This window comes from Acinetobacter sp. YQ_14 (genome assembly GCF_043102985.1).
Taxonomy (GTDB): domain Bacteria; phylum Pseudomonadota; class Gammaproteobacteria; order Pseudomonadales; family Moraxellaceae; genus Acinetobacter; species Acinetobacter venetianus.
This window is the reverse complement of sequence record NZ_JBICJJ010000023.1, coordinates 203,932-227,901: the sequence shown is the minus strand read 5'-3', so window position 1 is coordinate 227,901 and position 23,970 is coordinate 203,932. Positions and strand designations below refer to the sequence as shown.

Sequence of the window (23,970 nt, the reverse complement as noted above, 5' to 3'; positions counted from 1 at the left end):
TTCTCGTAACTTAGGATGAGCAACTTACAGAAACTTCAGGTACATCACTTGGTAAGGGTGCAGTGTCCTGTTCAGTTTCCAACTCTAGTTGTCGAGTATAGGGTTGATTAAGCAACTTGAATAAACGATCAACCTCACTGAAATCTCCACATTCAGCTTGTTCGATTGCTTTTTGTGCCATGTGATTACGTAAAATATAGTGTGGATTAGCTTGTTTCATGGCTTGGTCTAATGCGAGCGTATCTTGATGTTCACGAATCTGTTGATATTGATGAATAAACCCATCAAATTGACGTAAATCTAAGCAATCATCACGAAGTGCTTTATATTCTTGGTTTTGTAAACGAAGAAAGCTCTGAGTGTAGTCGAGTTGTTCTGTTTGCAAGATTCGCAAGAATGAAAAACTGCAATCTAAGCTATCCTTATGAAAATGAGGAAGCCCCATCTTTTGACATAAACCTTGTCCATAATGTTCTAAAAAAATAGGTTCGAACTGTTCTAAACATTTTGCTAAATCAAGTTTGAATTGTTCTTTTTGTTCAGCTTCAGCCAAAGGAATGAGATTGTTTAACCAAGTCCACAGATTCCAGTGGCCAACACTTGGCTGATTTTGATAGGTATAACGACCTTGGTAGTCTGAATGATTGTTGATCCAATTGGGGCGGAAACGTTCCATAAAACCATATGGGCCAAAATCTAAAGTAGAACCTGTAATATTTAAGTTATCTGTATTCATCACACCATGTGCAAAACCGACCAATTGCCATTTTGCAATCATAATCGCAGTCCGTTCAATTACAGCTTGAGCAAATGCAAGTACTGGATTTTCAGCTTCTAAACATGCTGGATAATGCCATTCGATGCATTTCTGAGTAAATTCAGCCAATAGCTCAGGTGCATATTGGTTAATCCATTCAAAATGACCTAAGCGAATATGACAATCCGAAGTACGTAATAGCATGGCACCGAGTTCTAAGGTTTCACGCTGTACGCCTTGACTTGAAGATGTAAATCCGATGGCATGACTTGATGCAACACCAAGCGCATTGAGTGCATGACCCGCCAGATATTCACGAATCACTGAGCGTAGTACAGCACGCCCATCCCCCATACGCGAGTAGGGAGTAGAACCCGCACCTTTAAGATGAAGATCAATCGTTTGACCTTGCGTATTGAGGATTTGTCCAATCAATAGGCCGCGACCATCGCCCAGTTGTCCTGCCCATTGCCCAAATTGATGTCCTGCATAAACCATCGCTAACGGTGGAAATTCAGCAAAGGTTTTTTGCCCACTACAAATTTCAGCCCAGTTCGCTTTGTCTTCTTCACTCCATTGCAACTCATCCGCCAAAGCTTCATTGAAATGACCTGCTTTTGCACCACGCAAAGGGCTGGGTTGCTGTAGATGATAAAGCTTGGGATTCAGAGCGTTGTAGCGAGGATTGAATTGCATAACTGAAATATCTTGGGAGGGGAATGTGTTGACTATAACAAATTTTAAGCTGAGCAGCGATGAAGTCCGTGATAGCAAATATGTAACAGTAGACATAAAAAAAGGCCTCATTGTGAGACCATTTTTTTATATTGAGTTTATTCAGAAACAGGTGCTTTTTTGATATTACGCATCAATGTTTCTAAGCACTCACGATGATGCGCAAGTCTGTGTTCAAGCAATTGGAAATCAACTTTCAGTTTATGATCCATTTGATGAATTTTCTCAGCTACAGCTGCTTTTTTCGCTTGGATTTCTTGTTCTTTCAATTTCGCCCAATCATTTAAGGTATGGGTAAATGCTTCATATTCTTGCGCAATACGTTGCTTCATTTGAACGATGTCAGTATTTACATCGTGCCCATAAATTGCCAAATCTTGTTCAGCATATTTAAACTTCATTGCAAGTTCGGCTTTTTTAATATTAAAGCTTGGAATACGACGTAAGTTTTTAGCTAGACCGAGCTTAGAGCTCGTCCAAATCAACCATTTTGTTGGGTCATATTGCCACCATTTTACCCCATTACGATAGTCGTATTGGAAAATGTGGTGGTAATTATGATAACCCTCACCCCAAGTGAGGATGGCGAGAATGAAATTATCACGCGCCGTATTTTCATCTGTATATGGACGTTTGCCCCACATGTGGCAAAGCGAGTTGATGAAAAAAGTCACATGATGGCTGATGAATAAGCGAACCAAACCACCTAGAAGTAATACGCCCCAGATGTCACCTACAAGCCAACCAATAGGTAATAAAATACCTGCATGGACAGCAATGACGAGTGGTACATAATATTTATCTTGGAACATCACTAACTTGTCATTTAACAAGTCAGGTGCATTTTTATAGTTTGGTTCAGCGGCTGGGTAGTTGCGTAACATCCAACCCATATGCGCGTACCAAAAACCGTTATTAATTGAATAAGGATCTTGGTCGACATCATCAACATGACGGTGATGTGTACGGTGACCAGAAGCCCAAAACAGAATGCTGTTCTGAACCGCAAATGTACCTGCGATCATCAATAAGATTTTAAGAGGTAAAGCTGCTTCATAAGCACGATGTGCCCATAAGCGATGATAGCCTGCAGTGATACCTAAACTGCTTATACCCAGTAAGACGAACATGCTAATCCATGCGCCCATACTGAAGTCATGATGATAGGTATAGATTGGAATAGAAATTAGTGCAACAATTGGTAGAAATACCAAGGCAAAAATTGCAATCCAATTAATAGGTGCTTTCTTGAGTGGGGCGGAATTCATATCCGGCAGCGCTCCTAATATCCTTGTTTGCACAAGATAATAAAACTAAACGAGATAGCAAAACCAATCATGACGATATATTGCTATGTTATCACTGATATTAGCATGCTCGGATTCATTAGCACTAGTATTATTGTACAGTTGTATCGAAAGAACAGTAACAGAATTCATTTGTTAGCTTGATCAATGAATTAAAAGGTGAAATAAATCAATGTCTGAGCAATTTACCGTCAAAAATCCTATTTTCTCCAAGAAGGCATTTTTTAACAAAACTTTCATATTATCTACTGTTGTGATGCTTGCGGCTTGTCAAAGCCAGCCATCAAAAGTGCAAAAAAATACCTTACAGCCCAAACGAGTAACTCAGTTACCGAGTATGCAAGTACGTAAAAGTACTGATGGCGTTCAAGATGTCGATTGGCAAATTACCATGATTCAAAACAAGCGGGCTTTGTTCTTTAATCAGTATCCAAGCTTTTCTCTGAACTCGGTATCAAAATTGGTTTCTGGGCATACGGGATGTAATAACCTTTATGGACGTTACACCTATGACTTTGCTCAAAGAAAGCTTGATTTTGATGTCATGGCGGGGCATTACAGTTGTAATAAGGCTTTAGCTCAAGAGGCGGATCTTATGGATGCAATACAACGTGTTACACGCTTCCAATTTGATGGAACAAATTTATATTTGTTAGATGCTAAAGGGCAGAGATTAATACAAGCACAGCGTAAAAAGTAAAAAGAAAGGCAGAATTTGTTCTGCCTTTCTTATAACTGAAGGTGTTGTAACATCATTGTCGGAACATCTGTAATTAAACCTTGGATACCGAGTTGTTGGAGATGTTTGGCTCGATCAACATCATTCACAGTCCATACGCTGATTTCTAAATTTGCTTGCTGAGTTTGGTGAATGATGTCATCTGTAGCGAGTTGATCTTTCCATCCAATTCGACAACAGCCATATTGATGTGCAAGTTCAATTGCATATTCTCCGACTGGTATTTCGATCAGCAAGCCTCGTTTAAAATGGCTTTGCTGTTGGGTGAGAGCAGCTAAAATTTTGATATCAAAACTGGTAATTGTTGCTGTTTTTTCAAAGCCTTTGAGGTCTTGTTGTAATTGGTGAATTAAGCGTTTGGCAGCAGCCTCATCCGAGACAGCTTTCACTTCAACTTCGATATGCTCAAAGTCAGTTAAGCAATCTAAAACGTGGGGAAGATTAGGGGTGTATTCTTCCAATGCCCACGCATGCCATTGATGGCGATGATCGAATTGTTGTGCTTCAAGTAAATTACAGCTTTCAACATGTTGTGATCTGCCCGTGGTACGAACAAAATCATCATCATGAATCACAACCAATTGGTCATCTTTGAGTTGGCGTACATCAAACTCAACTGCACGTATGCCTAAATCATGCAGGTAACGAAAGCCACCTAACGTATTTTCGGGAGCCTCACCCCGCGCACCACGATGACCAATAATTTGCATTCATTATCTGCCTTTTAGCTTATTGTACGTCAATGTTGTCATTAATATTTTTTTGCCACAGAACTTCACTACCACCTTCGGCACGTTGTAAAGCACGTGAAGCAACAAATAACCAGTCTGATAAACGATTCAATAATTGTAATGCGGTTGCTTGAATATTTTGGTCTCGATTCTGTACAGACATTAATGCACGTTCGGCGCGGCGGCATACGGCACGTGCTTGATGAGCATAACTACAAGCCAAGCTTCCTGACGGTAATATAAATTCTTTGAGCATTGGCAAAGATTCATTCATTTGATCGATTTCTCTTTCAAGAAACTCGATACAGACAGGTTGGAGTAGGTGATAGTTTGGAATACACATTTCACCACCAAGATCAAATAACCAATGTTGAATTAGGCTTAGACTTTTATCCCAATCGGTTTTATTTTCAATTTGAGATGCGCTGATTTGTGCTCTTAATACGCCAATAGTTGCATTAAGTTCATCAACGTCACCCAAGGCGGTAATACGCAAATCATCTTTGGCTACACGAGAACCATCTCCAAGACCAGTCGTGCCTGAATCACCTGTACGTGTATAGATTTTGCTTAAACGATGTCCCATTGGGTTTCCTAAAAATAAAAAGGGGATAATGTCGGTCAAAACATTACCCCGAAAATGGAGTTAAGAAAATATTTTTGTTATTTGTTTGCGCGATTAATAACGGAAAGTTACGCCAGCAGAAGCTTGACGGCCACCGTTGATGTAATACACACCATTACCGTTATAGGCTGTTTTATAGTTTACATCCCCAATGTTTTCAATATTTGCAAACAGCTTGATCATTGGAATCGGCTGCCAATAAATATTTACATTGGTTGTCACGTAACCAGGATTGGTTGTCGGTGTAGTAGACGGCCAATCAGCAAAGTCTTTTGAATTTGATTTAGCAACTACAGAAGCTGAAACACCATACTCACCATCATCCCAACCTGTTGTAAGCGTTAAGCTTTGGCGTGGGCGGCGGTTTAGATCTTTTTTGGTTTCATCATCTTTTGCTTGTACATAAGCATAAGTTGTACTCAAAAAGAGTTCATCTTGTTGCCATTTGAGGGATGCTTCCCCGCCCGTAAACGTCGCTTTATTTACGTTGATTAATTTATTTCCTTGATAGCTGATAAGGTTATCAACTTTATTTCGGTAAATAGATAAACCAAGGTTGATATTGTAATTTAGCTTTTGATCGACACCAATTTCGTAAGAAAAGCTTTCTTCAGGCTTAAGGTCTGGATTTCCACCCCATGAAATAGCATATAAGTCATTTGTAGTCGGTGCGCGGAATGCAGAGCCAATATTTGCATAAACGCTTGTAAGTGGTAGAACTTGATAGCGAATAGCACCTTGACCAACAGTATGTGTACCAAACTTTTCATTATCTTCAACACGAACGCCAACTTGCGTTTCTAAACCATTACTTTTGTATTGGTGCTGCGCGAAGTAACCAATCGTATCTACTGATTCTTTATATTTAACGTCTTGGCCACCCCAAAGATTTTTAGAGTACACATCACCTTTGATATCTTTATATGTTGAACCCACTAAAATATTCTGAGCAGGCGTCATTTGCCATTTGGTATAAAGCTCAGCTTCTTGTGTAGTACTATAAACGTAGTCTGGAGAGTTATTCTGATTTAAATCATCTTTGAACTGCGATAAACGAGCATGGATAGCTAGATTATCAAGAACATTTGCTCGACCTTTTACGTTGATCACTTCATTTTTAAAGTCTTGAGAAACGAGGTTGCCGTAGTTGTCATAGTCACTATAGCCTTCGTTTTCACTATAATCGACAGAAGCTGCAAATAGCTCTTTTTCAACACCGATTTTTGCGCTATAGCCTTTTTGATCAAAACTGGCTTTTTTATTGTCTTTTGCATCAGTGACTGGTGTACCGTCAGTTTCTAAGCGTTGTCCACGAATTTGAGCATAAAAACCATTTTCAGCGAGATCTGCGCCAACAACTGACTTATACGTTTTATTTTCGCCAATTTCCCCAGTTATGAATGCTGAAGTTTTTTCTGGAGTTTTTGAGATAAGCTGTACTACACCACCAATTGCATCTGCACCATATAGAACTGATGCTGGGCCTTTTAAGACTTCAATTTGTTTAATATCAGTTGTATCAATAAATGGTAATGATGCTGCACCAGATGTATTTGAGTTAAGACGAACCCCATCTCTTAACAGCAATGTATGGTTAGAGTTAGTTCCGCGTAAAAAAATAGAAGCTGATTGACCATAACCGCCGCTTTGTACCATGTTGATTGAAGCATCGGTTTCTAATAGTTGTGGTAAAGAAGCAATTGGCGATTGTTCAAGAATCTTTGGTTCAATAATATTGATACGCGCTGGAACTTCGCTGATTTTCTGTTCACTACGAGATGCTGTCACAACAATCGTATCAAGCGTTGCTGTTTTTTCTGTTGATTGATCTTGAGCAAAAGCAGGTGAAGAAAACCCCATCGCAATAGCGATAGCACCAACTAAACGAGTTGGTTGAAAAACTGTAGACATGATGTCGCTCCAGACATTCACCCATCGTGAATGTTAATGTGGAAATGAACAACAAGCAGGTCTCCGGACTTCACTATATCATCACAATGATGATGCTATTAATCATCTTCCCACATCGATCCGACGCAGTGATTTGGCGTTGAGCTTGATTAATAATTCGGTGTTACCGTTGCGAGGGCAGTGTTGGATTCTCACCAACTTCCCTATAAGCAAAAGAATTTGCTTTAGACTTGTTGCGATATTGGGCGAAGTATAAAGTGTTAACGTTTTTTAAACAATCGCATTTCGAAATGAACTTTGCCCCAAGTGAGTCAAATTGCATTACAATGCGATGGTTTCAAAATATTCATTTTAAATTGGACACATCATGCGCCAATCTCAAATGCGAACTCGCGCCAAGATTTGTGGAATAACTCGAGCACAAGATATTCAAGCTGTGGTGCAGGCAGGCGCAGATGCAATCGGTTTTGTATTTTTCCCGCCTAGTCCTCGCCATGTCACTATTGAGCAAGCGCAATCGTTGGCAAAACTTATTCCGCCTTATGTGCAATTGGTGGGATTGTTTGTAAATGCTAGTGCTGAAGAAATAAAAACGGTGCTTGATTCAGTTCCGTTGGATGTATTACAACTACATGGTGATGAAACACCTGAACAATGTCAGCAGATCGCAGAATCATGTAAACGTCGTTGGTATAAAGCAATTCAAGTGAAATCTGACTTAGATGTAGTGGCAGAAGTTCAACGCTATCAATCGGCTGGTGCCAGTGCGGTATTGTTAGATGCATGGCATCCTGATTTAAAGGGTGGAACAGGGCATCGCTTTGATTGGAACAAATTTCCTCAACTTGAAATTCCACTAATTTTGGCAGGTGGATTAACACCTGAAAATGTGAGTGAAGCTATGGATACTACAGCGGCTTTTGCTGTGGATGTCAGCGGAGGCGTAGAGTCCGCAAAAGGTATAAAAGACCAACAACTCATTGAAAAATTTATGCAAGGAGTCCGACGTGGATCAGCAAAATAACGTGATTGATTACACCCAGTTTCCAGATGCTCAAGGGCATTTCGGTATTCATGGTGGACGTTTTGTGTCAGAAACGCTAATGGCTGCACTTGAAGATTTAGAAAATCTTTATGGTCGTATGAAAAATGATGCTCAGTTTTTGGCAGAGTTTGATCGTGATCTTGCGTTCTATGTTGGTCGTCCTAGTCCACTTTATTATGCTGAACGATGGTCTCAGCACCTCGGCGGTGCGCAAATTTACCTGAAACGTGAAGACTTGAATCACACGGGTTCACACAAAGTGAATAACACGATTGGTCAGGCATTATTGGCAAAGCTATCAGGTAAGAAGCGTATCATTGCTGAAACAGGTGCAGGTCAGCATGGTGTGGCGACGGCAACCATTGCAGCACGTTTGGGTATGGAGTGCGTGGTGTACATGGGCGCTGAAGACGTAAAACGTCAAGCGATGAATGTATATCGTATGCGTTTGCTTGGTGCGACAGTTGTTCCTGTACAAAGTGGTTCAAAAACATTGAAAGATGCCATGAACGAAGCAATGCGTGACTGGGTCACCAATGTTGATAGCACTTACTATGTGATCGGTACTGTTGCTGGACCACATCCATATCCTCAGCTTGTTCGTGACTTCCAGTCGATTATTGGTCGTGAAGCACGCCGTCAAATTCAAGAGCAAGCAGGGCGGTTACCTGACGCATTGGTTGCTTGTGTTGGTGGTGGTTCAAATGCGATGGGCTTGTTCTATCCATTCTTGAATGATCAAGATGTGAAAATGTATGGTGTTGAAGCAGCTGGTTACGGCATTGAAACTGGTAAACACTCTGCGCCATTAAATGCAGGTCATGTCGGCGTATTACATGGTAACCGTACCTACTTGATGTCAGATGAACAGGGTCAGATCATTGAAACACATAGTATTTCAGCAGGTCTGGATTATCCGGGTGTTGGTCCAGAGCATAGTTTCTTAAAAGATATGAAACGTGTTGAATATGTGCCAATCAACGATGACGAAGCGCTACAAGGTTTCCGTGATCTCACTAAAATTGAAGGGATTATTCCTGCACTTGAAAGCTCTCATGCCATGGCTTATGTCACTAAACTTGCGCCAACCATGTCTAAAGATCAAATTATCATTGCAACCGTTTCAGGTCGTGGTGATAAAGACTTAATGACGGTTGCGCGTATTGATGGCGTTGAAATGGTTGAGATGTAAGTTTTCACAATGCCAAGTTTGTTTATGGTGATGTTGGGTGGTCGACATGCAAAAGCCAATACTGAAGTTCATGATGTAATAATGGCAATAGGTGAAACACTACCTCAAATCATGCCACAGTTAAAACAAGCTTGGTTTGGTGAGTTGAAAGGACTGCATATTGATGCTTGGGCACAATTTTCAGGTGTGCAATCGCAAGGTGTGAAGTACCAAATACATTTTTCTGATGCAGCGCCGTCAGTTTCGGATGAAAAATTGTATTTGATCAACTTGGGTGGATATGTCCCGAATATTTTCGGTGAGTTACATAGCTATCATCTTGTTGTGGCTACAGATTCAACAAATGCAAAACAGCTCGGTAAGCAATATATCGAGCAACACTGGCATAAACCGCATACAGACCGTGTCGTTGATGTAGATGATTGTATTCCTATCGATCATGTAGCAGGTCGCTATATCCAGTTGGTTCAAGGTGAGTTTAACCCGACCATTTGGGAAAATACTTATCTCACCATAGGTTAAAAGCTCAATAAAAAAGGGAAGCAAAAGCTTCCCTTTTTTTACTCACTATTTTATTGAACTAACTTGATTCGATTGGTATTTGGTACCGTAAGCGGAGAGTTTTGAGTAACATATTTTTCCAATGCATCAATATCTTGACCGCCACCAATTGGGTTCTTACCATCTTTTAGAACAGTAAAGTTATCACCGCCATCTGCAAGGAAGCTATTTACGGTCACACGATAAACTTTCGTATCAACAAGTGGTTGTCCTGCGACCATAACAAGACTTGCACGCGGTGATACAGAACTATCTTTGTTGTATGAATAACTAAACTCTTTCGATGGTTGCAAGATGCGGACAGTTGCTGCATTTGCGCCAGACCATTGTTGCTCTAATACATCACGAATTTGTTTGCCCGTAAGGCTTAAAGTCACTAATGAATTACCAAATGGTTGTACCGTAAATACGTCGCCGAATGTGATTTGATTATTGGTGTTAATGAGTAGATCAGCACGTACACCGCCTGGATTCATTAAGGTGAAATCAGAACCTTGATCACTAGCAGCTAATGCAGCGGCTTGTTGGGCATCCGCAATCAGATTCCCTAATGCACTTTCGCCACTTTCAGTTGCAGTACGGCTAATTACACTGTTCGCAGTACCAACAACGCGAGCAGAGATAGTCGTTACTGCTTGGCGATATTTATCAAGTATGGCTTCGATGCTCGGCGTTTTATTGAATTTTTCATAAAGATTAGTCAAATTTACCGTATTTGAACCAGAGGTATACGCTTCACTTTGAACAGGAACTTGAGAGGCATCTTTTTTGATCACATCACCTGTTTTTCCATCCAATTCCAGTTGAATATTGGTAATTGCTGTACCGTATTGACCAGCGGAAGTGAGTAAAAATGGTTTTTGCGGATTTTTGGTTGCGTAATCGCAAATATAAGACTGATGTGTGTGACCAGACACAACAACATCTACAGCTGGATCTAAGCGATCTAAAATTCCCAATAGTGGCCCACTTAATCCATCACATGTTTTGCTATTAAACTTGGTACTTGGTGCAACCCCTTCATGCACTACAACGACAATGGCTTCAATACCTTGTTTCTTTAACTCGGGAACTAAAGCATTGACTGTATCGGCTTCATCATGAAAATCAACATCTTTAATACCCGCAGCAGAGACGATGCTGGGTGTTGCTTTTAAGGTCATACCGATAAAGGCAACTGGAATGCCACCATAGGTTTTGACTTTATATGCAGGAAATAATGTTTTACTTGGGTCTGCTTTCATCGAAACGTTGGCAGCCAAAAAGTTGAATTTTGCACCCTCAAAGTTTGGGTTGATTTGACATGGTTTAGCACTGGTATATTGCTCACATCCACCATTTTGTAAACGACGTAATTCATCTGTACCACGGTCAAATTCATGATTCCCTACAGCATTGAAATCAATATGAATATCATTCATGGTTTCAATGGTTGGTTCGTCTAGGAATAGCGATGAGGTGAGCGGGGAAGCACTAATTAAATCACCAGCAGAAACGACAGCATTATTTGGATATTTAGCACGGAGTTTATTTATTGCATCGGCAAAATAACTTACCCCACCAACAGGGATTCGTACTGATTTACTGGTATTTGTTGGATCTTCTGCTTCAATATAGCGTTTCGGTGGTTCTAAGTTTCCATGAAAGTCATTGAATGCAAGGATGTTAATACTTTGATTTTGGCGTTCAGCAACAGGTGGTTGATTGTTATTATCATCGTTATTGTCGTTGCATGCCGTCAAAGCTAAAAGCATTAAGCATAATGCTTTTGTTTTGAATATTGTTTGCAGAGTCATATTTTTATCAACTGGTATAAGATTGTTTTTAAAATAAAGTGTTCGTATGAATCTTTGATGAAAAAATGGACGACATCTACTCGTGAATGTTGTCTGAAGAAATGGTGAATCACACTCAAATTTTGTATAAATTTTATTCTTTTAATGGTGTTAATCTTCTGATTTACAGACTATTATTGGCAAAGATTTAAACAATCAGTCATGGAATGTTTTGAAATGGATTTGATACAAGCCAATGGTCAGCCTCGTTATGGGCGTTTTGACCACGTACCATCACGAATAAATCTAGATGACTATATTTATAAAACACCTTATGGCCAGATACTTAAAGGCTGGCGCAAACAACTTAAATATAAAAAATTTAAATTTTGTGGCTTACAGCATGAGCATTTCAGTATTGGCATCGCGATTGTCGATCTATCATGGGCAGGGCATGGTTTTTTCTATGTCTATGACCATCTCGCTAAAAAAGTAATTGAATGGAATGCAATTCAACCGCTTGCTATGAAAACGCAACTGGATGAACAACCATTATTTAGTCAAAGTTATTTCAAAAAGTCAGCTTATCAATTCGATATGCAACATGCCAATGGCGTGCGTTATATTCAAGTAACTAAGCATGGTGAAATTCAGTTAAAAGCACGGATTTTTTGTGCGGGTACGGATGCCTTAAGTTTATGTAGCCCGACAGGTATTAATGGTTGGACTTATACTCAAAAGCAAACCACATTGGCGGTTGAAGGGTTCTTTATTAGCCCAGATCGACAACAGATTGAATTTAATGCTCATAGCCTTGCAGCACTGGATGATACTTGTGGTTTTCTTCGTCCTGAAACAGCTTGGTTTTGGTTGTCATGCCAATTTATAGATAAAAATGATCGCCGTATTGGTTTAAACCTTGCATCTGGCGTGAATGAAAGTTTTGGTAATGAAAATGCGCTGTGGGTCAATGGACGTTTGTATCCACTGACTGATGTTCTATTTGAACAACAAAGTGAAATGACATGGTCGATTCGTTCATTAGGTGGATGTTTAAACTTGATGGTGGAAACAGGCTGGTGTCGTTTTGAGAATATTAACTTACGTCTCATCGGCAGCCAGTTTAATCAATGGCAAGCCAAAGTCAGCGGTACGATTGAACATGAAAATGTTGAATTGGTGATATTAAATCAAGAATATGGGTTGTTAGAACAGCATTATGCGAAGTGGTGATGTTGAAAAATATCAATCTTTTTTCTGATATTAAGTATGTCATGCCTCAGTGAAATTAAGTCATAGGTATAAATATCATACAGGCCAGCATTCAATTGCGTAGCAGTGAATTTAAAAAATGATACTATTTAAATTTTTATTATAAATAAAAATTTAAATTTAATATGTTGGAGAATATATTGGATAGAAAATTTATTAAAGATAAAATTAAAGAAGCAGCTATAGATGCTTTTAAATATGTAAGACAACAGGAGCCTGAACTGAGGTTTTGCGGCTACGCTTTATATTCAGATACTGATGCAATCACCGTTTGCCCAGCACTAAATAGCTGTATTCACTTAACTAAAATGATAAATGATGATCCTGATGATAAAGTATATTATCGTTGGAGCCCAAGTGAGTGGAGCCATGAATTTAAAGGTGTTGAATTTTTTGATGAAATTTCTGAGTATTTAAGAGTTGAGGCTAAATTAATCGAGTCTAATAATGAATATGAGCAATTTAAGTCAGATGTATATCAATCCTGTGTATTAGTACTAAAAGAATTGAAAGAAGAGAACTTTTTTTCGGATATGGATGGTGATGGTGTGATAGTTTTTACTATTTCAGATGTGATAAATAATAATGAGTGTGAGTGGATAGAATTATTAAATAATAATGATGTATCACAGGAGTTTAGTACATGGATAAAGGCGTTAGACTAATAATATTTATCTTGCTCCACCGTTGTACGGTGGAGTGCTAAATGAGATTTTCTATATAATAGTAGATTAAAGCCCTGCTTGCCAAAAAGCTTCACCTGCAGCAATTGGATCATTGGTCTTCGCTAAAGTATCAACCCAAACATCATATTGACGAATCACTGGATGTTGATTTGGATGGAAGTCCTTTTTAAACCAGTCACTATATTGAGACCTTTTTGCAGTCAAAATACCATTGCGACCGAAGAACCACGGTAAACCTTTACGTGCCATATCAAAGCGTTGTCTTAAATTAAAACCGTCAGTTTTTAGCATTACATCCGTACGATACAAAGTAAAACCAAACATCATGACGGTGGTGAAGAGCAGTGCAAAACGTCGAGTGGCTTCCGGTACATCACCGACTTGCTTCATTACATCAAAAGCAACATCACGATGTTCCATTTCTTCAATCGCATGCCAAGCGAATAGCGCACGAACAAATGGATCTGCCTCCGCTAAAGTCTCTTTTTTACTATAAAAAGTATCTGCCATTAACGCAGTTAAATGCTCTGCGGCTGCGGTCATGGCAATGTTGTATTGAGCTGAACGGTTTTTTAATTCAAATCTAAAAATCTTTTTCAAACGTGTGGTGAACTGATCAACAGGCATGCCTTGTTCTTTCATGATCTGATTCATTTTGTCGTGTGCAATACCATGCTGTGCTTCCTGACGAATGAAGTCAGCAACACGTTCCTGTAACTCAGGATCATTAATTTTGTCGCGGAATAAACGCACGCACTCAATAAAATAGCGTTCGCCATCAGGAAAGGTGAGACTTAATGCATCAAACATACGTGTGCGGAAAGGATCACCGCCAAACCAAAAGCGAGGTGCTTGATCTAAGTGAAAATCTAATTTGGTTCTTACAATTGGATCAACTTGATAGGAAACATGTGCATTCATCTTTGCTATTCCTTGTCTTTTTCATGAACTCAGTATGAAAAAAGTTCAACAAAATGTTTTGACAGTTACAGCCAAGTTTTATACAAATAACGACATATCAGGGATGAGATTGGCGTATGTCAGTTAAAATTATAATTGGATATTTGCGGCTATTTAATCGCGTTTTACAACAAGAACAAATTGATTTGTCAAAAGTTGTTTCGCCTGAGCTTTGGCACGCTTTCCAAAACTGTCTAGAAAACCCTGATGAACAAGACTTTGACGTTGAGCGTTATGCCTTATTGTTACAAGCCGCTCAACCACATTTCACACGGCCGATTACGCTGGTTCTAGCTGAACATGCCAATTTGCAAGATTTAGGATTGATGGGCTATTTGGCATCGACCAGTTTTGATTTGCAGCAAGCTTTGCAGTTGCTACAACGTTACTATTCTCTGGTGTTCAAGCAAACCAATTTAGAACAACTCAATGTTCAGCAATTACCTGAATATATTCAAATCGTTTGGAGCGCATCTTATCCTGACTATCGAGAAATGTATGAGCTTAATTTAGCATTGATTTTTAAAATTGCTCAGTCGATTGTGTTAGATCATTTAGCACCACCGCAAATGATTCAGTTTGGATATGCACCGCATACATCGCTATACCATTTCGAGCGTTTTTATGGCTGTTCTATTCAAGTTCAAGCTGGACAATATGCGATACGATTTTCCAACCAGATTTTAAAGGCCAAAAGTATTGCGGCGGATCAGCAGTTGAATCAGGTGTTGTCGACACAAGCGCAACAGTCATTGAGTCGGATTAGCTCGATTGAGATTCAGCAACAACAATTCAAACAAAAGATTTTGACTTATATTGAGCAAGGTTTAGTACAACAAGAGGAAGTGTTGCAGAGTTATGTGGCTAAGCGATTGCATTGTTCTGAAAGAACTTTACAACGACAGCTCAAGGTATATCAGCTTAATTTTCAGGATATTCTAGATCAATATCGTTTGGAGCAAAGTAAGCTGTATTTACAACAAGGAAAATCACTTTCTGAAATTGCGGAACTTTTGAATTATGCGGATCAAAGTGCGTTTGGGCGTGCATTTAAGCGTTGGACAGGGCATACGCCGAAACAGTTTTTAAAATCTCTTTAGATTTTAAATCAGACTGCTAGTCAAACTTTTAATTCATCAGTGAGTTTAACTAAGGTCGTTCAATTGATGAATAATCAGATGGGTTTGATATTTTCCTTACTTTTAAGGATGAAAGTAAAAAATCCTCTGTTGGACTGACGTTTCATCCTGAGCAAATTTTAAAGCACTGCTTTGAAATGCAGCGCAAGACAAGTCCAACGGGCGACATCCATGTCGCCTGTCACGATAGTAGATTGTTGTCTAAATTAAAGCGTTATTAAGAGTAGAGCTTGATCAGTAATTCAAATTTTCTATTGGTTTTTTAAACGTGGATAATTAAATGCGATTGCGAAAATAGCAAAGATAGCCAAAATCCAACAATAGTAAATATGTCCAATGAGCTCAACAGGTGAGAGTTTAGCAATTGAACAAGCAAGTAGAAGTTGAGCGCCGTATGGGATCATTCCTTGCACCACACACGAGAAAATATCAAGCAATGCTGCACTACGTTTAGGATCAACACCATATTCTTTAGCAACTTCTCGTGCCATGTCACCTGAAAGAATGATCGCAACGGTATTATTGGCAACAAATAGGTTAGAGAAGACCACGAGGAAGCTGATTCCAAACTCGCCAGCACGTTGTTTGCCAAATTTAAATAACCGTGTAATCGCATAAATACGTTGAATTAGCCACTCTAATCCGCCTTCTTTTTGCATCAATGCCGAAAGCCCGCCAAGTAGCATCGAAAGTAATGCAACTTCGAACATGCCAACAAAACCGTCATAGATACTGCTGTTGAGTTTTGCAAGATTAAATTCAGGTAGAGTTACTAAACCAATCGCACCAGACAAGACGACACCAACCATTAAAACGGCTAAGACATGCAGACGAGTAAATGCCAGAAAAAATACAGCGAGATAAGGCAAAATCAACCAAATATCAAAAGGTTTAGATTCAATCGCATTGGCTTGATGACTCAGTGCAATATAAACCCCGAGTGTGATGATTGCCGCTGGCAATGCGATCCAAACATTGACTTTAAATTTATCTCTTAATTCAACATTTTGACTGCGTGTTGCTGCAATAGTCGTGTCTGAAATCATAGACAAGTTATCGCCAAACATTGCACCGCCAACCACAGCACCGATTGCATAGAGTGGGGTAATATCTGTTGCTTGTGAGAAACCAAAGGCGATGGGGGCACAGGCTGCAATCGTTCCCATTGATGTTCCCATTGCGGTTGCAATGAAAGCGGCAATAATAAATAGCATTGGTAAGACATATTCGGCTGAAATCAAAGACAGCCCAAGCTGAACCGTGGCATCTACACTACCAATCGCGCCTGATACGCTTGCAAATGCTCCTGCCAGCATAAACACCATAAACATCAATATGAGATTAGGGTGACTCGCACCTTGTAGAAACTCTTCAATTGCCGCATTTAACTTTTGTTTATACAGTAGTAATGCCAAAATGACAGCGGGTATCGCTGCTACAGGTGCTTTGACTTGATAAAACGCAAATTCAGTCCCTATCATTGAATGATATAGACCACTCCCGAGAAAGATGATCAAAAATACCAATAGCGGCAACAAAGCAAGCGCATTGCTTTGCACTTTTTCCTGAGAGTGGGCAGACATAAAAATAAAAAGAAAACTTAGAAATTGCGCGTAGTATAAAGGAGCTTTGCTAATTTCTAAAATGCCGAGATATTCGCTCAAAATTAGGAAGCTTTGATCATTGAGAAAAAATTGAAAATATAGATAAATGTGCAAGTGGGATTGGAAGTCGTCATATTCACTGTTGCAATCACGTCAAACTCTGTTCAATGAACAAAAAATAGCGTTACAATGCAGTGTTTTTGTATGACTACAAACAACTCCTCAATTTATATAAATCAAGGAAAGCATAATCCTATGTCACGTCTTGCCACTCGTTTTGAACAGCTTAAATCTCAGCAACGTAAAGCGCTTGTTTCTTATGTAATGGCAGGTGACCCGCATCCACAAGTAACAGTTCCTTTGCTTCATCAAATGGTTGAAGCAGGTGTTGATGTGATTGAGCTTGGTCTACCATTTTCAGATCCAATGGCTGATGGTCCTGTGATTGCTTTAGCTGCTGAGCGTGCTTTGGCAGGCGGAACCAATACCTTAGATGCTTTGGATATGGTTAAAGCCTTTCGTGAAAAAGATCAAACGACCCCCGTTGTTTTGATGGGATATTTAAATCCTGTTGAAGTGATTGGTTATGAAAAGTTTGTCGCTTATGCGAAAGACTGTGGTGTTGATGGTGTTCTTTTGGTGGATTTACCACCTGAAGAGTCGAAGCAGTTTGGTGAAGTCTTGAAACAAAATGAGATGGATCAAATCTTCTTGCTTGCACCGACATCAACCGACAATCGTATTCAACACGTGGTTGATCAAGCCAGCGGTTTTGTTTACTACGTGTCACTAAAAGGTGTGACAGGTGCAGCAACATTAGATACCTCAGAAGCTGCGGCGCGTATTGCAAAAATTAAATCGAAAACCAATGTTCCTGTAGGTGTTGGTTTTGGGATTAGTGATGCAGCGTCTGCTAAAGCAATGGGTCAAGTTGCTGACGCGGTGATTGTAGGAAGTGCTTTCGTTAAATCTTTTGCAGCATTGCCAGCAGATGAAGCTGTGCAACAGACGGTGAATAAAGTGAAGGAGCTTCGAGCTGCGCTCGATGAGTTAGTATGAGTCAAGAATTAACAGCAGGGAAGGTTCTTAGCCCTTCAACACCTTGGACTGATCGTCAAGTTCCAGGTATTCAAGTTGCTGATGAACAACAGACATTCAAAGCGACGTTTACAGAACCTACGATTGAATGCCCTGAATGTCATGCACTTGTGACACGTACCGCAATGTCATTTAACGCTTACGTTTGCCCTCAGTGCGATGAGCATTTACGTATGCGCGCCCGTGATCGTTTGAACTGGTTCTTTGATCAAGTCAATGGTGAGCTTGGACAAGAGTTTAGTGCAAAAGATCCATTACAGTTTGTGGATAGCCGCCCTTACCCAGATCGTATGCGAGAGGCTCAAGATAAAACGGGTGAAACTGAAGCATTGATTGTCATGCAAGGTTCACTTAAAGGTTTAGATTTGATTGCATGTGCATTTGACTTCGACTTTATGGGTGGGTCAATGGGCACAGTGGTAGGTGATCGTTTTGTACAAGCGGCAGAGCGTTCGATTGCATTACATCAACCATTAATCTGTTTCGCAGCTTCTGGTGGTGCACGTATGCAAGAAGGCATGTTGTCTTTGATGCAAATGGCGCGTACTGCAGCTGCAATCCAAAAAATGAAAGAAGCACGTGTACCTTATTTAGTGGTACTCACTCACCCAGTTTATGGTGGTGTAACTGCATCATTGGCCATGTTAGGCGATGTACATATTGCTGAACCGAAGGCTATGATAGGCTTTGCTGGTAAACGAGTGATTGAACAAACGGTACGTGAAAAATTGGAAGAACCATTCCAACGTGCAGAATATTTGCTTGATCATGGTGTGGTCGATCAAATTGTTCATCGTCATGCATTACGTGATACTGTATACAGACTTGTAGCTAAACTGATGAACTTACCTTGAGACAGCACGCACCACATTCTACAGATACATTAACAACATGGCTCGATTATTGGAGCCATGTTCATGTTACAGGGATTGATTTAGGTTTAGAACGTGTTATTCCTGTCGCTGAAAAGCTAGGTGTAATGCGACCTAAAGCAAAAGTTTTTACGGTTGCTGGAACTAATGGCAAAGGTTCAACCACAACAACTTTAGCTGCTATTTTAAATGCGCAAGGTTATAAAGTTGGGCTGTATCAATCCCCGCACATTTATCGTTTTAATGAACGCGTTAAACTTGCTGGAATCGAAGTTGATGATCAGCATTTGATTGATGCTTTTGTTTTAGTTGATCAAGCACGCCGTGAATGTGAGCTGAGCCTATCTTTCTTTGAAGCAACCACTTTGGCTGCTTTTGTTATTTTTAAGCAACAGCAATGTGATGTGTGGGTACTTGAAGTTGGCTTAGGTGGTCGTTTAGATGTTGTTAATGTGATCGATCCTGATATTGCGGTTATTACCAATATTGGATTGGATCATACTGATTGGTTAGGCGACAGCATTGAAAAGATTGCCTTTGAAAAAGCAGGTATTATTCGTCCCAATATTCCTGTCATTTTTGCTGGTCAACAACAGCTCCCTCAAGCGATTCAAGATAAAGTCACTGACACTCAAGCACAGTTGTATACGCTGAATCGAGATTATTTTTATCAATTAAATGAAGATGGTGAGACATGGTCTTTTGCTTCTTCTGGTACAACCCTAAAATTACCTGTTGGTCAATTAGCGTTAGATAATATTTCGACAGCAGTCGCAGCCATATTGGTGAGTGGTGTTGAAGTGACACAAGCTGCAATAGCAAGCGGAATTTTAAATGCTCAATTGCAAGGTCGTTTTGAAATTCGTCAAATTAAAGATAGAACGGTGATCTTTGATGCGGGCCATAACCCACATGGCGTCGAATTTTTATTGAATCAGTTGCGAAAATTCTTAAAATACAATAAACAGTACACAGAAGTTGTGGCTGTATTTTCCATGTTGGCAGATAAAGATATTGCTTCTGTCACCGATTTACTAAAAACAACAGTAAAAAATTGGTTTATTGCTACTTTAGATGTGCCTAGAGCCGCGCCTATGCCGCAGTTAACTGATGCGCTTCGTGGTGAACAGGTCGATGAGTTTAGCAGCATTCAGCAAGCGTTTGAAACTGCACTGAAGCAAAGCAATAACAATCAATTGATTTTAGTCTGTGGTTCGTTTCATACCTTGGAAGCGGTCTGGGAGTATTTAGAAGAATGTCAATGAATAACAAACAACGTTGGATGGGTGGCGTTGTTTTACTCGGTGGTGGTGTTTTATTGGCAGCATTACTTCTGAAAGGTAATGAAGAAATAGAGCAAGACAAAGCGCAAGCTGAGATTACTCATCCTATTCCCAAAACAGACTCAACTCCAAAAACTGCACAGCCTGCACAAGACAGTGACATGGTTTCATTACAACCTTTAGCGGTTGATGTTGAAACAGAAAAACGTTTACTTGAAGAGCAACGTAGATCTCGTGAAAAAGCAGTTGCTGAACAAGAAGCAAGAGCCGCCGAGTTTTTGAAGATGCAACAAGAGGCAGAAGCGGCAGCAGCACGTAAAGCAGCTGAAGAATATGCAGCGTTAAATGCACGCCGAGCAGCTGAGCAAGAAAGTTCAGACAATATTCCACCAGAAGTTGCTGAAGATGATAAGGCTAAAGCACAACGTCTGGCAGAAGAGAAACGTAAGCAAGACGAAAAGAAAAAGGCTGAACAGCAAAAAGTAGATCAGCAAAAAGCTGATGCGGACAAGAAAGCGACGGAAGAGAAACGTAAAGCAGAAGCTGAGAAAAAGGCTGCTGAAGATAAGCGTAAAGCTGAGGCTGAGAAGAAGGCTGCTGAAGATAAACGTAAAGCTGAGGCTGAGAAGAAGGCTGCTGAAGATAAGCGTAAAGCAGAAGCTGAGAAGAAGGCTGCCGAAGAAAAACGTAAAGCAGAAGCAGATAAAAAAGCTGCTGATGAGAAAAAGCGTAAGGCTGATGAAGCTAAGAAGAAAGCTGAGGCTGATAAAGCGCGTGAGATCATGGAAAGTGGCGATAAGAACTGGATGGTTCAGGTTGCTTTGGCTGCGAATCAAGCCAATGCAGATGCTGTTGTATCAAAGCTACGTGCTAAAGGCTATAAAGTGACAACAAGCCCAACGTCTAAAGGTATCCGTATTATGGTCGGTCCTGCCAAAGACCGTGATGTTGCAGATGCGACTCGTAAGAAGATCACCAGCGATGAAAGTTTAAATATGAAGTCAGCGTGGGTAATTGATTGGGTTCCACTTGATCAACGTTAAATGAAACCCTTGCCTAAACTTTGATTTAAGATGGATTCGACAGTTGCTGTTGAATCCATTTTACATTTTGAGGTGTAAATAAATGATCAATGTTTTTCCAAATCACATGATAACCATAGCCGCCTTCTTTCATTTCTTTTACGGCATCATTAATTGACCAATTTTCAAAAATAATTCGATACATGGCAATCGTTGCACCAGTGCGGTCAGAACCGTGATAACAATGCACTAAAATTTTATGATTATTCTGTTTTGCTGTTTGAATCGCTTTCATTGCTTTCAACAAATCAGAACGATTAATTGCCCACGTATAAATTGGAATATGAACCAAATTAAAATTCTGATCTTTTAAAACAATGGCATCTTCATTGCGAGCTCTCAAATTGATGATGGTATCAATTTTCTCAGATTTCAATGTTTGGGCTAACTCAGCATTTGGCTGCTCGCTTCGAAATACATCCTGACTCACTTGATAGAAATTGTGCGAATTTGAGATGAGTGTTCCCCAGTTTTGGGGGCGTTGCTCGTCATCTAAGCTCGGGTGCTTCATGCATCCACTGACACTCAGTGTCGTAACTAAAATCGTGGCAATAAGAGTTCTTTTCATATTACTGATAACGGTTAAATTCAACTGGATCGTGCGCACAAATTAACTCAATACTTGATTCGTGTTGAGCGAGATATTGTAACTGCTTGAGATTATGTATTCGTTGCTGGTTATTTTCTGCAAATAACCGTTCAGTGATACCGAGTGCACGAAGTTTATTCTTCGGATCTAGCTCTAAATGTGAATAATAAGCATCACCACAGAAAAGTAACCAACCATCAGATTTTTTAATTGCAATCCCACAGTGACCAGCCGTATGTCCTAGAAGGGGAATCATCGAGATTTCATCTTGAAATAAAGGTAATCCTCTGACTTTTTGAAGATTAAACCATTCTTCGCCATCATTATGTTCAGCAAAGCTCCAATAGCGATGTTGTTTAAATTGGTCTGTTTTATAACGCAGTTTATTTTTAACAGATAAGGATTGCGTTGCATTAAACTCCGCTGCAAGTACATGAACTGTTGCATTTGGAAAATCAGAAATACCGCCTGCATGATCAAAATCGAGATGAGTGACAAAGATATGTCTCACGTCATTTGGACTAAAACCGAGTTGTTGAATTTGTTGAATTGCACTTAATTTTAAATTTGATTCGATATGCCCAACTTTTTTAACCAAAGTACCTAGGCGCTTTTCCATATTTAAATAATCTTGTAAGCCCAAGCCTGTATCGATCAGCACTAAGCCTCGATCAGTTTCAATTAAGAGGCAATGGCAGACCAGATGTGCTTTCCAACCTTTCTGTCCAAATAATGGCGCGCATACAGGGCAAAAGCTTCCACAATGTAAATGATGGATGTTATAGATCATGAGTGTTTTTATTGTGTAATGAGCTGACTTATCCTTATAGCCTATTGATGCGTGCATACCCAAATATTTATTTCAAAAAAATGTCTATCGAATAGATAGGCGATGGAGTTTTAAGTTTTTAAATTGCACAATCTTGTGTATTTTACGCTTTAATTGAAGCCTTTAAGAACTAATTACCAGCATATCTGTTTATCTTTCTTACAGGGCTTTGTTGATTCTCAGGAACGAGCGTTGCTCGTCTTTATTGCTACGTACTTCGTTTGTCTTGCACCGCGATTAAAGCATAAGCTTTAATCTTGTTCAGGCTGTGGTGTCAATCTTAAATAAGGTTTGACTGCCTTATAGCCCTTTGGAAAACGTTGTTTGATTTCATCTTCATCTTTTAATGATGGAATAATTACAACGTCTTCACCTTGTTGCCAATTCGCAGGTGTTGCAACTTTATGATGATCCGTTAATTGCAATGAATCGATCACACGAAGTATTTCATTAAAATTACGACCTGTGGACGCAGGGTAGGTAATAATCAGACGAACTTTTTTATTTGGATCAATAATAAGGAGTGAGCGAACGGTTAGTGTTTCACTGGCGTTTGGATGGATGAATCCGTACAGCTCAGACACTTTACGGTCTTTATCTGCAATAATCGGAAAATTAACGGTCGTATTTTGAGTTTCGTTAATGTCTTGAATCCAATTTTTATGAGACTCAACATCATCAACTGAAAGAGCAATCGCTTTAACACCACGTTTGTTAAATTCCTCTGAGAGCTTTGCCGTAAAGCCTAATTCAGTTGTACAAACAGGGGTAAAGTCGGCTGGATGCGAAAATAAAACACCCCAATGACCATCCAAGAATGAATAAAAATCAATGTGGCCTACACTTGATTCTTGTTGAAAATTTGGAGCGATATCGCCTAATCGTAATGTCATAATAAATCCTAAAAATATTGTGTAATGGTCTTGTATGAACTCAATATGCAGCATTCAATTTATAAAGAAAATTATTGTTTTTTGATGTTGTTATCCATTTTTAAGATATAAGCAAAAAAGCGGTGTTAAAATATTGATCAGAATTTCACATTCAAGTCGATGTAACTTAAATGCAAATTTGCTACATTAACCGTCTTTAGTTGATTGATGTCAGAATCGCCTAGCAGATTTTTTTACCTGTTTGGATGCAAAGCCCTTGTAGTTCTTATTTCTGACACCATAATA

At 39.6% G+C, this 23,970-nt stretch carries 22 protein-coding genes and 1 riboswitch; of the genes, 11 read left to right on the top strand and 11 right to left on the bottom strand.

Annotated features, from left to right (window positions below):
- Window positions 1–10: 10 nt before the first annotated feature.
- Window positions 11–1,453, bottom strand: coding sequence for a YdiU family protein (locus ACF8D3_RS12595; RefSeq protein ID WP_392471715.1), 1,443 nt, complete (start codon window positions 1,451–1,453; stop codon window positions 11–13).
- Between the two features lie 137 nt (window positions 1,454–1,590).
- Window positions 1,591–2,760 (bottom strand): acyl-CoA desaturase, encoded by a 1,170-nt coding sequence (locus tag ACF8D3_RS12590; protein ID WP_004877277.1) that lies wholly within the window; start codon window positions 2,758–2,760, stop codon window positions 1,591–1,593.
- Window positions 2,761–2,971: 211 nt separating this feature from the next.
- On the opposite strand from ACF8D3_RS12590, the gene ACF8D3_RS12585 reads away from it, so the two are divergent.
- A complete protein-coding gene (locus ACF8D3_RS12585; protein ID WP_004877275.1) occupies window positions 2,972–3,499 on the top strand; it encodes an META domain-containing protein in 528 nt (175 codons plus the stop codon).
- A 29-nt stretch (window positions 3,500–3,528) separates the two neighbouring features.
- Here the strand turns inward: ACF8D3_RS12585 and ACF8D3_RS12580 are convergent, their stop codons facing one another.
- The 3 genes from ACF8D3_RS12580 to ACF8D3_RS12570 all read right to left on the bottom strand — a co-directional run bounded on the left by ACF8D3_RS12580 (window position 3,529) and on the right by ACF8D3_RS12570 (window position 6,805).
- Window positions 3,529–4,248 carry a glycerophosphodiester phosphodiesterase gene (locus ACF8D3_RS12580; protein ID WP_392471714.1) on the bottom strand — a complete coding sequence of 240 codons (720 nt, stop codon included), beginning with the start codon at window positions 4,246–4,248 and terminating at the stop codon, window positions 3,529–3,531.
- 19 nt (window positions 4,249–4,267) lie between these two features.
- Window positions 4,268–4,855, bottom strand: coding sequence for a cob(I)yrinic acid a,c-diamide adenosyltransferase (locus tag ACF8D3_RS12575; RefSeq protein ID WP_392471713.1), 588 nt, complete (start codon window positions 4,853–4,855; stop codon window positions 4,268–4,270).
- Between the two features lie 93 nt (window positions 4,856–4,948).
- A complete protein-coding gene (locus ACF8D3_RS12570) occupies window positions 4,949–6,805 on the bottom strand; it encodes a TonB-dependent siderophore receptor (protein WP_061396771.1) in 1,857 nt (618 codons plus the stop codon).
- Window positions 6,806–6,841: 36 nt separating this feature from the next.
- Window positions 6,842–7,054: riboswitch (cobalamin riboswitch) on the bottom strand.
- Between the two features lie 118 nt (window positions 7,055–7,172).
- On the opposite strand from ACF8D3_RS12570, the gene ACF8D3_RS12565 reads away from it, so the two are divergent.
- From ACF8D3_RS12565 to ACF8D3_RS12555, 3 genes are read left to right on the top strand one after another with little or no spacing between them, the layout of a single operon-like run.
- Window positions 7,173–7,829, top strand: coding sequence for a phosphoribosylanthranilate isomerase (locus tag ACF8D3_RS12565; protein WP_392471712.1), 657 nt, complete (start codon window positions 7,173–7,175; stop codon window positions 7,827–7,829).
- Window positions 7,813–9,042 (top strand): tryptophan synthase subunit beta, encoded by a 1,230-nt coding sequence (trpB, locus tag ACF8D3_RS12560; protein ID WP_004877265.1) that lies wholly within the window; start codon window positions 7,813–7,815, stop codon window positions 9,040–9,042. The genes ACF8D3_RS12565 and trpB overlap by 17 nt, the downstream gene beginning before the upstream one ends.
- Before the next feature lie 9 nt (window positions 9,043–9,051).
- On the top strand, window positions 9,052–9,564 hold the full coding sequence (locus ACF8D3_RS12555; protein ID WP_392471711.1) for a DUF1543 domain-containing protein: 513 nt from the start codon (window positions 9,052–9,054) through the stop codon (window positions 9,562–9,564).
- Window positions 9,565–9,614: 50 nt separating this feature from the next.
- Here the strand turns inward: ACF8D3_RS12555 and ACF8D3_RS12550 are convergent, their stop codons facing one another.
- A complete protein-coding gene (locus ACF8D3_RS12550; protein WP_392471710.1) occupies window positions 9,615–11,399 on the bottom strand; it encodes a bifunctional metallophosphatase/5'-nucleotidase in 1,785 nt (594 codons plus the stop codon).
- A gap of 216 nt (window positions 11,400–11,615) precedes the next feature.
- Here ACF8D3_RS12550 and ACF8D3_RS12545 point away from each other — a divergent pair, with 216 nt between their 5' ends.
- Window positions 11,616–12,611 carry a DUF2804 domain-containing protein gene (locus ACF8D3_RS12545; RefSeq protein ID WP_392471709.1) on the top strand — a complete coding sequence of 332 codons (996 nt, stop codon included), beginning with the start codon at window positions 11,616–11,618 and terminating at the stop codon, window positions 12,609–12,611.
- Between the two features lie 179 nt (window positions 12,612–12,790).
- Window positions 12,791–13,315: a DUF4303 domain-containing protein gene (locus ACF8D3_RS12540; protein WP_136457099.1), complete on the top strand. Its 525-nt coding sequence runs from the start codon at window positions 12,791–12,793 to the stop codon at window positions 13,313–13,315.
- A gap of 66 nt (window positions 13,316–13,381) precedes the next feature.
- Here the strand turns inward: ACF8D3_RS12540 and ACF8D3_RS12535 are convergent, their stop codons facing one another.
- Window positions 13,382–14,257: a metal-dependent hydrolase gene (locus tag ACF8D3_RS12535; protein WP_392471708.1), complete on the bottom strand. Its 876-nt coding sequence runs from the start codon at window positions 14,255–14,257 to the stop codon at window positions 13,382–13,384.
- 116 nt (window positions 14,258–14,373) lie between these two features.
- Here ACF8D3_RS12535 and ACF8D3_RS12530 point away from each other — a divergent pair, with 116 nt between their 5' ends.
- The gene (locus ACF8D3_RS12530) at window positions 14,374–15,396 is read left to right on the top strand and encodes an AraC family transcriptional regulator (RefSeq protein ID WP_061523670.1); all 1,023 of its coding nucleotides are present in this window, start codon (window positions 14,374–14,376) and stop codon (window positions 15,394–15,396) included.
- A 290-nt stretch (window positions 15,397–15,686) separates the two neighbouring features.
- Here the strand turns inward: ACF8D3_RS12530 and ACF8D3_RS12525 are convergent, their stop codons facing one another.
- Window positions 15,687–17,018 (bottom strand): Na+/H+ antiporter NhaC family protein, encoded by a 1,332-nt coding sequence (locus ACF8D3_RS12525; RefSeq protein ID WP_031234922.1) that lies wholly within the window; start codon window positions 17,016–17,018, stop codon window positions 15,687–15,689.
- A gap of 276 nt (window positions 17,019–17,294) precedes the next feature.
- Here ACF8D3_RS12525 and trpA point away from each other — a divergent pair, with 276 nt between their 5' ends.
- The 4 genes from trpA to ACF8D3_RS12505 are packed head-to-tail and all read left to right on the top strand — an operon-like array spanning window position 17,295 to window position 21,335.
- Window positions 17,295–18,098 carry a tryptophan synthase subunit alpha gene (gene trpA, locus ACF8D3_RS12520; protein ID WP_004877253.1) on the top strand — a complete coding sequence of 268 codons (804 nt, stop codon included), beginning with the start codon at window positions 17,295–17,297 and terminating at the stop codon, window positions 18,096–18,098.
- Window positions 18,095–18,991 (top strand): acetyl-CoA carboxylase, carboxyltransferase subunit beta, encoded by an 897-nt coding sequence (gene accD / locus ACF8D3_RS12515; RefSeq protein WP_392471707.1) that lies wholly within the window; start codon window positions 18,095–18,097, stop codon window positions 18,989–18,991. The genes trpA and accD overlap by 4 nt, the downstream gene beginning before the upstream one ends.
- Complete coding sequence (gene folC, locus ACF8D3_RS12510) at window positions 18,988–20,274, top strand: bifunctional tetrahydrofolate synthase/dihydrofolate synthase (protein ID WP_392471706.1); 1,287 nt, start codon at window positions 18,988–18,990, stop codon at window positions 20,272–20,274. Before accD ends, folC begins: the two co-directional genes overlap by 4 nt.
- Window positions 20,265–21,335: an SPOR domain-containing protein gene (locus ACF8D3_RS12505; protein WP_392471705.1), complete on the top strand. Its 1,071-nt coding sequence runs from the start codon at window positions 20,265–20,267 to the stop codon at window positions 21,333–21,335. Before folC ends, ACF8D3_RS12505 begins: the two co-directional genes overlap by 10 nt.
- A 25-nt stretch (window positions 21,336–21,360) precedes the next feature.
- Here the strand turns inward: ACF8D3_RS12505 and ACF8D3_RS12500 are convergent, their stop codons facing one another.
- The 3 genes from ACF8D3_RS12500 to ACF8D3_RS12490 all read right to left on the bottom strand — a co-directional run bounded on the left by ACF8D3_RS12500 (window position 21,361) and on the right by ACF8D3_RS12490 (window position 23,685).
- The gene (locus tag ACF8D3_RS12500) at window positions 21,361–21,942 is read right to left on the bottom strand and encodes a dual specificity protein phosphatase family protein (RefSeq protein ID WP_312100705.1); all 582 of its coding nucleotides are present in this window, start codon (window positions 21,940–21,942) and stop codon (window positions 21,361–21,363) included.
- A 1-nt stretch (window position 21,943) separates the two neighbouring features.
- Window positions 21,944–22,753: an MBL fold metallo-hydrolase gene (locus tag ACF8D3_RS12495; protein WP_392471704.1), complete on the bottom strand. Its 810-nt coding sequence runs from the start codon at window positions 22,751–22,753 to the stop codon at window positions 21,944–21,946.
- Window positions 22,754–23,043: 290 nt separating this feature from the next.
- Window positions 23,044–23,685, bottom strand: coding sequence for a peroxiredoxin (locus tag ACF8D3_RS12490; protein ID WP_061392550.1), 642 nt, complete (start codon window positions 23,683–23,685; stop codon window positions 23,044–23,046).
- Window positions 23,686–23,970: the final 285 nt, after the last annotated feature.

Coding starts and splice junctions, on each gene's coding strand:
- ACF8D3_RS12595 (WP_392471715.1), bottom strand. CDS start 1,453: ATGCAATTCAATCCTCGCTACAACGCTCTGAATCCCAAGCTTTATCAT.
- ACF8D3_RS12590 (WP_004877277.1), bottom strand. CDS start 2,760: ATGAATTCCGCCCCACTCAAGAAAGCACCTATTAATTGGATTGCAATT.
- ACF8D3_RS12585 (WP_004877275.1), top strand. CDS start 2,972: ATGTCTGAGCAATTTACCGTCAAAAATCCTATTTTCTCCAAGAAGGCA.
- ACF8D3_RS12580 (WP_392471714.1), bottom strand. CDS start 4,248: ATGCAAATTATTGGTCATCGTGGTGCGCGGGGTGAGGCTCCCGAAAAT.
- ACF8D3_RS12575 (WP_392471713.1), bottom strand. CDS start 4,855: ATGGGACATCGTTTAAGCAAAATCTATACACGTACAGGTGATTCAGGC.
- ACF8D3_RS12570 (WP_061396771.1), bottom strand. CDS start 6,805: ATGTCTACAGTTTTTCAACCAACTCGTTTAGTTGGTGCTATCGCTATT.
- ACF8D3_RS12565 (WP_392471712.1), top strand. CDS start 7,173: ATGCGCCAATCTCAAATGCGAACTCGCGCCAAGATTTGTGGAATAACT.
- ACF8D3_RS12555 (WP_392471711.1), top strand. CDS start 9,052: ATGCCAAGTTTGTTTATGGTGATGTTGGGTGGTCGACATGCAAAAGCC.
- ACF8D3_RS12550 (WP_392471710.1), bottom strand. CDS start 11,399: ATGACTCTGCAAACAATATTCAAAACAAAAGCATTATGCTTAATGCTT.
- ACF8D3_RS12545 (WP_392471709.1), top strand. CDS start 11,616: ATGGATTTGATACAAGCCAATGGTCAGCCTCGTTATGGGCGTTTTGAC.
- ACF8D3_RS12535 (WP_392471708.1), bottom strand. CDS start 14,257: ATGAATGCACATGTTTCCTATCAAGTTGATCCAATTGTAAGAACCAAA.
- ACF8D3_RS12530 (WP_061523670.1), top strand. CDS start 14,374: ATGTCAGTTAAAATTATAATTGGATATTTGCGGCTATTTAATCGCGTT.
- ACF8D3_RS12525 (WP_031234922.1), bottom strand. CDS start 17,018: ATGTCTGCCCACTCTCAGGAAAAAGTGCAAAGCAATGCGCTTGCTTTG.
- trpA (WP_004877253.1), top strand. CDS start 17,295: ATGTCACGTCTTGCCACTCGTTTTGAACAGCTTAAATCTCAGCAACGT.
- accD (WP_392471707.1), top strand. CDS start 18,095: ATGAGTCAAGAATTAACAGCAGGGAAGGTTCTTAGCCCTTCAACACCT.
- ACF8D3_RS12505 (WP_392471705.1), top strand. CDS start 20,265: ATGTCAATGAATAACAAACAACGTTGGATGGGTGGCGTTGTTTTACTC.
- ACF8D3_RS12500 (WP_312100705.1), bottom strand. CDS start 21,942: ATGAAAAGAACTCTTATTGCCACGATTTTAGTTACGACACTGAGTGTC.
- ACF8D3_RS12495 (WP_392471704.1), bottom strand. CDS start 22,753: ATGATCTATAACATCCATCATTTACATTGTGGAAGCTTTTGCCCTGTA.
- ACF8D3_RS12490 (WP_061392550.1), bottom strand. CDS start 23,685: ATGACATTACGATTAGGCGATATCGCTCCAAATTTTCAACAAGAATCA.